The sequence below is a fragment of the Algoriphagus sp. genome (assembly GCF_029254265.1).
In the GTDB taxonomy this organism is placed as follows: domain Bacteria; phylum Bacteroidota; class Bacteroidia; order Cytophagales; family Cyclobacteriaceae; genus Algoriphagus.
Genome location: NZ_JAQWXX010000126.1, coordinates 1 through 7,708, shown reverse-complemented (window position 1 = coordinate 7,708; position 7,708 = coordinate 1). Strand labels below are relative to the sequence as shown.

Here is a 7,708-nt window from a genome sequence, read left to right as displayed (position 1 = left end):
GTCAAAACCGTTTATTTTGACCTAATTTAGTACCCGTTAAGATCGCAAGAAAGCGATTGTCACTGGCTGTCACTTCTAACTTATTTGGCTACTGGCATCTTTGCGGATATACATATTTTGGAAAAATAATTTTTGCCTTGAACTCGAAAATAATTCAATTATTTTTTGAGTTTTCAATTTCTCATAACAAAAGAATCTATTGGTATCTTAGTAAGTTAACTATTCATATTTGAGGTTAATCTGATCTTTTGACAAGAACGTATTGCATTTTTTAGAGAAATTATTTTAAATGAAAAACAAATCGATAAATTTTCTAACTGAATTTCCTGTTTGGGGAAATAGTGATTTTGACCTTGATTTTAGTGTATTTGAAATCGAATTTTTAACCAAATAATATTTTTTTAATTAAAAATTTTCAATAAAAAAATACCCAGTATTGGGTATTGACATTGTATTAACGATATCCTTCATTTGATACATATTAGTTTATGATCTACGCTTATGAAGACTTCTACTTTCTTGAAAGGGTATCTTTTCTTTTTTATTTTTCAATTTCAGGTGTCAAATTGCTTTGCCCAATTACCACCTGAGGTAAGTGCTCAAGTAGCCAAACTTACTCCTAATCCAGCATTTAAATCTCCAAACGTAACCGCAATGGAAAAGTATGGAGATTACCAAGTGAACCTTTACACAGGAATCCCTGACATTTCAATTCCCTTGTTTGAAATCGAGTCTGGACCTATCAAAGTTCCTATTGTTCTTTCCTATCATGCCTCAGGATTTAAGTACACCGATCAGGCAAGTTGGGTAGGATTAGGATGGTCCTTGCAAGCAGGAGGTCAAGTATCAAGGAGCTTCCAGGGAAAGCCGGATGAATCAAGTTTTTTAACAATCTCAAATGATTATAATGTTCCAGGTGGGGGTGATTGTAATAATTTGTTCTACAAAGAAAATACGATCAACGGGGGCAATGACCGTGAGCCCGATTTATTTAATTATACGTTTCCTGGATCCAGTGGAAAGTTTTATCTCAGGCAGAATGGAGCTGATCCTTATCTGGTTCCATATCGTCCGATCAAAATAACACGGAATGGGATTAATTATTTTGATATAGTAGATACAAGGGGCATGGCCCACCGTTTTGGAGCAAATTGGGCTGGAGGTAATAATGCAGTTGAAGCCATGAGCGCTCAAGGAGGCTCAAACAGTACATCGGGTGTGGTTGCTTGGCATCTTCAGGAAATAAAGTCCCCGGATTCAGATGACTTTGTATCGTTCACCTATCAAACAGTAGGAACCATAGCATCGGTTGATCATGAATACAACTTGTCTGTAATAGACATGTGTAACACAAATAATGCAACTGATCTACCTTGTGTTAATAATATAGGGATAGTTCAACAAGTAGTGACGTCCTCTAGTACGACACAAATTGGGATCAATGAAATATTTTTTAAGACTGGAAAAGTAAAGTTTGTCTTAGGACCAAACAGGACTGATTTACCTAATTCTACTAATGTAAAAAGTCTTGCTCGAATCGAGGTTTACAGAAAAGATGGATCAACTTACCATCTAGTTAAAAGTTACATTTTTAATAATAACGACTATTTCAAAAGACAAAATACCGCAGAAAATTTAAGGTTAAAATTAAATGGGATAGACGTCAGGGATGGAGCAGGCACACTGATCAACAAATATGGATTTCAATACTATACTAACAACTTTTCATGGGATTTAGCCAGTCTTTCAAAAGCGCGCGACTATTTTGGCTTTTACAATGGTAAAACATCCAACAGTAACCTTATTCCTACAACCACTATTTCCTATCAACCAAACATCGCCACTGCTCCTTCAAATATCAACATAGGATCTGCGAATAGAAGTACGGATACGACTTTCCTAAAAGAGGCAGTGTTGAAGCGGATTACTTTTCCAACCGGAGGATATACCGAGTTCGATTACGAGGCACATAAGTACAGTGAGTCTGGAGTGACCACCATTGTAGCCGGCCTTAGGGTAAAGAAAATATCCTCCGTCTCGGGGTCTTCTTCCTATTTCAAGACCTATAAGTATGGGACAGGAGAAAATGGTCTTGGTCAAAAAAACTTTGACCTCAGAGGATTTTATTTTAATTCTGAGCAAAAAATTAGATCGAGTTGCGCCCGGATTCCTTGTGATCGGGAATATAGAAGTAGAATGTACTTCTCAAATTCCGTAATAGGGCCGGGATATGAGGATGCACCGGTAGTCTATACAACTGTGGCAGAATATGAAAATGGCACCAATGCCAATGGGAAGACGGTTTATGAATTTGACAATAATTCATTGATCGGAGATCCTCTGTTTACTGTGCCTTATTCAAACAAGACTTTTAGAAATTCCATGAGTTGGGCGAGAGGTAAACTGACCAAAAAAACTTACTACAAATCAGATGGCAACAAGACTTCAGAAACTCAGATTACCTACAGTAACTATGGAAATCAGACTTTAAACATTGGCCAAGCTGGATATCAATGGATTAACGGTACTTGGGGAGGTGCTTTAATTGTGGATTGCGGTGGGGGGAAGGATGGTAAGGAGTTTTCTATGATAAATCTGGGGAAAACTTCTGGGAATTACTTGGAAACCTCCAAAGTAGAAACCCTATTTGGTTCGGCTGGACCTTTGACGACCACCACAAATAAAGTGTTCAATGCAACTTTTCTTCAACCTCAATATGAGGAGGTGATTAGTTCCGGTAATCCTTATTCGGTTAGAACTAATTACCGCTATCCATTTGATATCATCAATACTGCTACGAATTATTCCGGAGCTCCAAATGCATTGAAACAAATGCAACTTAAAAACATGATTTCCACTCCGGTGGAGCAATATGTCTGGGTGAAACAAACCAGTTCGGCCATACCTGCTTATGTGTCTGGACAAATCACTGAGTACGATTTAGTTCCCAGCACTAGTTTCTACAAACCCAAAAGTATTTATGTCTATGAGACAGCTGCCTCATCAACTTCTTATGCATTGGTTGGGTTAGAAGGGACAACAGCCCTGACGAGAGATAGCAAATATAAATTGAAAGCCACGATGGAGAGCTTCGATATGAGGGGTAATGTCCTCCAATATGGATTGACGGATGGGGTAAAAAAATCTTTCATCTACGGATATGACGGAGCTTATTTGATCGCGGAAGCCACAAATTCACCTGGTTCTTCATTTGCCTATACTTCATTCGAGACCAATGAAAAAGGTGGCTGGACTTATAATGGTACAGAATCCTTGGTGATGCCAGGAGAGGCAAAAACCGGAAATAAGGTTTATTTGCTCAATAATGGCCAAGTCTCTAAGGTTTACAAAGGAGGATATAAACTTAGCTTTTGGATACGAAAAAATTCCAGCTCAGCAGCAAGCCTATCAATCAACGGGGTTTCCTATTCAGGAACAATTGATAACACGTGGAGATTGGTAGAAACTACCGGTTCCGGTGGTACGATTACCATCGGTGGTTCTGGGACTATTATTGATGAGCTGCGGGTTCATGCCACCATGGGGTTGGCTACAACGTATGCGATGATTCCGATGATCGGAATCAGCTCGGCTATGGATTCAAAAAACCAGGGGATTTATTACTACTATGATTTTTTTGGAAGATTGGTCACCATCAAAAACGAGGATGGTCACATCGTATCACATACTGAGTATAACTACATCAACCATTAGATTATGAAATCGAGCATGACTAAAAAGTCACATACTGGGATGATTATCGGGAATGCGAGATTCCATGTGGCCTTAAAGAAAAATTATAAAGACATGAAAAAGATTAGTTTTTTAATTGGCTTAATGACCTTTTTTACCCTGTGGAGCCAACTTTGCTTTGCACAGGTTGCTGAAGAGGCAGGAAAAGATAAACTACAAATCGTGGGGATTTGGCGAATCAACTTGGATGACCAAAAGGAGAAATTGGAGACCGAATTTAAAAATAAACTAAAAGGTCTCGATGATAAAAAGCAGGAAGAATTTTGGTTGAGTACCGAGTCCAGAGTTTATGTATTCAATGAAAATGGCTATTTCAAGAATTATTGGGTTGATAATGGAGCCTATTTTGAGAAGTTCGGGAAATGGGTAATCGATGAAGAATCTAAAATCCTAAGACTGGAATTGGAAGACGAAATTTGGGAATACCGACTGAAATTTAACGGGAAAGGAATGACTTGGGATCCTATTTCAAAGAAAGAGGAGTTTATCGGGGTGTTGTATTTAATCAGTCTATCCCTATGAAGAGGCTCCTTTTTTTACTTTTCTTTCTTGGATTGTCTTTGGGTGTTCAAGCTCAAATCGTTTCCAGTTCTTCTTGTCTGAATGTGTTTCCGTCAGCTCCTTCACAAGTGATTCTGACCAATAGTGCGGTCACATTGACAGCAAATGCCGCTCCGGCTGGATTTACCTATCGCTGGTACGACAGTAATGGGACTACCTTGCTTTCTTCCAGTCAAAGTTATACCACTGGTATTTTATCAAGCTCCAAAACGTACTTTATTGCATACTACCATACAGGGACTACTTGTCTCACTACAAAAGTGGCGGTGCAGATAAGCCGTAATGTAGAAAATTATAACTGGACCAAATCCTATCAGGTAAGAGATTCTATTTCTTCGGAGGTTATCGTAAAATCAGCTAATCAAGCACAAGCTCATAAATCCACTTCCTATTATGATGGATTAGGAAGGGCTTCCCAAATGGTAGCGATCCAAGCATCTACAAGTGGAGCAGATATTGTCGCACCGATGGCCTATGATAGCTATAATCGCCCCTACCGTGAATACCTGCCATTTGCGGATAATACCACAAGTCAAGGACTATTTAGGACCAATGCCACCACCCTTCATAGCAATTATTATACTGCTGCCTACTCGGATTCTCGAGGCTATGCAGATAAAACTTATGAGTCTTCTCCGGTAGGTAAGGTGCTCAAACAAGGGGTGCCAGGAACCCCTTGGGTTGGGAGGGAAATAGAACTTGACCAAAATACCAATAGTGCGGCAGATGCAGTGCGTATTTGGACCGTGGATACTTCCGGCTTACCGGTGACCGCGGCTAATTATCCGGCAGGCGAACTTTCCAAGGTTCAAACCAAAGATGAAAACCAACAATTAGTCATCGAATACAAAGATAAACTAGGTAGGCTGATTCTTAAAAAAGTGCAGCTGGCAGGAACTCCCGGAGTGGATCATACCGGATGGATGTCCACCTATTATGTCTATGATCAACTAGGTAGACTTCGGGTGGTGATGCCTCCTAAAGCAACGGAATTGATTTTAGGTGGTCAAAGTTCTACACTTGCTTCAATCAGGGATGGGCTTTACTATTTGTATTCCTACGATGAGCGAGGAAGGATGATCACAAAGAAGCTTCCCGATAAAGGAACAGAGGAAATGGTCTATGACTTGCAGGATAGGCTGGTGGCCTGGAGGGATGCTAATTTACAAGGACAAGGTAAATGGTTATACACCAAATATGATGCATTGGGTAGAGTAATTATGACTGGTTTGGTAACTAATTCTTTACCACGAACAACGATTCAGTCAACGGTAAATACCTTGGGAAGTAATAATGCGGTAATTAACGCCACTTCAGGAAAAACAGTCCTTCCCACAAATGCCGGGGGATTTCCAAGAGATGCCGACGGAAAAGAAGGGGACGTATTGACTGTAAATTATTATGATAATTACAATTTTAGGAAATCGACACTTTCCTATACAAAACCCAATACCACCTACCACGACCAAAGCATCAAAGTTCATGGACTGCTAACCGGGAAATTAGTCCGAAATCTCGGAAATAACATCCTATATGAAACGGCAATCTATTATGATAATCAAGGCAGATTGATCCAGACATTTGAGGATCATCATCTCAGTGGTACGATGCGGGCTTCCACAAAGTTTGATTTTGAAAATAGACCGGTGGAGACGGTCACAGCATTTTCAATTCCGGGAACCCAAACGGTCACAAAAAATTATCACTACAACAGTGCAGGGGTTATCTCCTCTATTACTCACAAAATCAACTCGGGAGCGACCGTAACACTGGCGCAGTTTGGCTATGATCAGTTAGGAAGTCTGACCAATAAAACCTTTCCTGTAGCTGGAAATGCTACAACTTCTTTTACTTATAACATAAGGGGTTGGATAAAAAAAATCAATGACCCACAAGCCAGTAATGCTGCCTCCAAAGTATTTGCCCAGGAATTATTTTACGAAGCGGGTGGAGCAAGTCCGCAATACAATGGAAACATAGCCAAAGCTGAATGGCGAGGGCAGGATGATATCAAGCGGGTTTATGAATACACATACGATCCAGCCAATAGGCTTAAAACTGCCAATTACACCGTGCCAACTGCGACTGCGCAAAACGGAAGATATAACTTGGGTTACATCAATTATGACCCAAACGGTAACATCACCACCCTACAGCGTGTCAACCAACAAACTGCCAGTACCTGGGCCTTGGTCGATAATCTTGCCTATTCCTATGCCTCGAATAGTAATAAGCTTGTAAACGTTCATGACAATCAAACCATCAATACTTACATTTCAAAGGATTTCAAGAACCAAGGAACTGCTAACTATACCTACAATACTAATGGGAATCTGACTGCCAACTCTGACAAGCAGATCACTTCCATCACCTATAATCACTTAAATCTTCCTGCGGCCATCACGTTCTCTGGTACCAACAAAAAGATTGATTACTGGTACACTGCCGAAGGAGTAAAGGTGCGACAGGTGAATACCGATGGAGCTAATAGTACCACTTTGGATTACATTGGTGAGTTCGTTTACGAAAAAATTAATACTGGTGCTTCCAACTTGGCCTATATCCTGCACGAAGAAGGCCGGGCTACCTATGAAAACTCCGCCTTCCAGTACGAGTTCTTTATCAAAGATCACCTCGGCAATGTACGTCAGGTAGTCCGAGCGCCACAGACGGCGATGCGAATCGCTACTATGGAGCCAGACAATGCTGCTGAAGAAGAAGAACTCTTTAAAAATATCAAGGAATCAAGACAGGGTGCATCTGAGCACAACAAAACCCCGGGAGGCTATGCCACCGCTTGGCTGAATGCAGAACGAGGTCGAATATTAGGTCCATCCAGATCACAGGAGATTCAGCAGGGGGATAGTATCGAAATCGGAGTTTTCGGGAAGTACGTGGATCCCAAGAAGATCAAGCTGAACCCGGCAACCTTCGTCCGAACTGGCATGGATCGTAAGATCATCCGCACACTAGGTGAATACGGTCAAAAACTGGCTTCCTCTCCCAACGAATTCGCCATCGCCAATGTGATCGCGCTGGTGATCTCAGAACTCGAAACAAAGCCAGCGCCTGAAGCCTATATGGGCTATGCTTTATATGACTCTGATTCGGTACTTTATGAACAGGGAAAAGTCGTTCTCAGTAAGAAAGCTAGAAACAAGCACGAAGAACTCGTCGAGAAGATAGCAGTCAAGAAGGATGGCTACATAGAGACTTTCCTAATCAATGAAACAAGTGAAAACGTATGGTTTGATCAGTTTCGAGTGATGAGTACCGGGCCGCTGATCGTGCAGGAGACCCACTTCGATCCGTGGGGAGTAGAACTAAGCGGTCTTGGTTATCAGTATGGAGGAATTAAAGTGAATCCTTATCTTTATAATGGCAAGGAGGCGAA

Annotated in this window: 3 protein-coding genes; all 3 read left to right on the top strand. The window is 40.8% G+C overall.

What is annotated here, in order from left to right; all coding sequences use genetic code 11:
• Positions 1–501: 501 nt before the first annotated feature.
• Complete coding sequence (locus P8O16_RS19030; RefSeq protein ID WP_300317510.1) at positions 502–3,714, top strand: hypothetical protein; 3,213 nt, start codon at positions 502–504, stop codon at positions 3,712–3,714.
• Positions 3,715–3,717: 3 nt separating this feature from the next.
• Positions 3,718–4,275: a hypothetical protein gene (locus P8O16_RS19025; protein WP_300317508.1), complete on the top strand. Its 558-nt coding sequence runs from the start codon at positions 3,718–3,720 to the stop codon at positions 4,273–4,275.
• A partial coding sequence (locus P8O16_RS19020) for a DUF6443 domain-containing protein (RefSeq protein ID WP_300317507.1) occupies positions 4,272–7,708 on the top strand: 3,437 nt, incomplete at its 3' end. The genes P8O16_RS19025 and P8O16_RS19020, both read left to right, overlap by 4 nt.

Coding starts and splice junctions, on each gene's coding strand:
- P8O16_RS19030 (WP_300317510.1), top strand. CDS start 502: ATGAAGACTTCTACTTTCTTGAAAGGGTATCTTTTCTTTTTTATTTTT.
- P8O16_RS19025 (WP_300317508.1), top strand. CDS start 3,718: ATGAAATCGAGCATGACTAAAAAGTCACATACTGGGATGATTATCGGG.